Source organism: Streptomyces sp. NRRL S-1813 (assembly GCF_000719605.1).
Lineage (GTDB): Bacteria > Actinomycetota > Actinomycetes > Streptomycetales > Streptomycetaceae > Streptomyces > Streptomyces decoyicus.
The window spans coordinates 1-1,400 of the sequence record NZ_JOHB01000085.1 but is presented as its reverse complement, the minus strand read 5'-3'; the positions used below and the strand labels follow the sequence as shown (position 1 = coordinate 1,400).

Here is a 1,400-nt window from a genome sequence, read left to right as displayed (position 1 = left end):
CCGGCCCGCCGTCGCGGTACCCAACGGGATGTCCGTACCGGCCCCCAGCCGCGTCAGCAGCGCCGCCAACCCCGCCTGAAGCACCATGAACAGCGTCGCGCCATGCTCACGCGCCAGCGATTCCAGGCGTCCATGGAGGCCGGCGGGCAGCTGGAAGTGGACGAGGCCGCCGGAGTGGGTGGGCTGGGGCGGACGGGGCCGGTCGGTGGGGAGAACGAGTTCCTGTGGAAGGTCCCTCAGCGTCCCGGCCCAGAATTCGGCCTGCTCCTTGCCCACGTCCGCCAGAAGCTCACGCTGCCACAGCGTGTAATCCGCGTACTGGACCGCCAGTGGCTCCCACACAGGAGCACTGCCGGTGAGGCGGGCGTGATAGGCCATGGACAGGTCGCGCAGGAGGGGCACCAGCGACCAGCCGTCGCTGGCGATGTGGTGCAACGTCAACAGCAGTACGTGCTCCTCGTGTGCGGCCGTGAACAGCGAGACCCGTAGGGGAAGTTCCTCGGCGAGGTCGAAGGGCGTGAAGGCCGCGGCGTGGAAGCGGGCGGAGATCTCGTCGGCGGGGCACGGCACCACGGTGACCTCGACGGCGGCCTCGTCGGGGGCGAGCAGCTGCTGGCGCGGTTCGCCGTCGTGGGCGGGGAAGACGGTGCGCAGCGCCTCATGGCGCCCGATCACATCGTTGACGGCGGACTGGAGGGCCTCCACGTCCACCGGGCCCCGCAGTTGGAAGGCGAACGGCGCGTTATAGGTCGGGCTCTGCTCCAGACGGTCCAGGAACCACAGCCGCTGCTGCGCGAACGACAGCGGCACCACCGCCGGCCGCGCCCGCGCCGTCACCGCCGGCCGGGCCGCGGTCCCCCCGGCCAGCAGATCCGCCAGCCCTGCGGCCGTACCGTCGGCACACCCAGCACCTGGGCGAACAGCTGACACAGCACCTCCTCCCGCGCCGACCGCGGACCACGCTCGCCCCTCCCGGCCCGTCCGGGGCCGCCCCCGACCGTCGCACCGGCACCCGCGGCATCGTCAGGGTCGGAGGCGCGGCGGGCGGGGAGACGATGCCCGGCCGTCCGGTCCAGCAATGCCCGCTCCTCTGCCCGTGACGCGAAGATCTCCAGCGAACCGATGGCGGTGTCCGGCGCGTCCGCTGCGGCGTCGAGAACGCGGATGAGGAGGCGGGTCAGGGCGTCCGCGGTGCTGCGGTCGAACAGATCGGTGGCGAACTGGAGGATGCCGGACAGGCCCAGGGGGCGTTCGTCGGCGTCCGGCTCCTCCGTGAAGCTCCAGCCGAGATCGAATTTGGAGGGGGCGGTGTCGAGGGGGTGGGGGGTGATGGTGGTGCCGGGGAGGTCGAGGGTGCCCTCGGCGTTGTTCTGGAGGACGAGCATGGTCTGGAAGAGGGG

Annotated in this window: 2 protein-coding genes; both read right to left on the bottom strand. The window is 72.1% G+C overall.

All coding sequences use genetic code 11. The features are described from left to right. A partial coding sequence (locus IF67_RS40060; RefSeq protein WP_234341648.1) for a condensation domain-containing protein occupies positions 1-930 on the bottom strand: 930 nt, incomplete at its 3' end. Then, positions 834-1,400, bottom strand: a 567-nt coding sequence (locus IF67_RS40055; RefSeq protein WP_037840433.1) for a hypothetical protein, incomplete at its 5' end; no start/stop codon positions are given. The genes IF67_RS40060 and IF67_RS40055, both read right to left, overlap by 97 nt.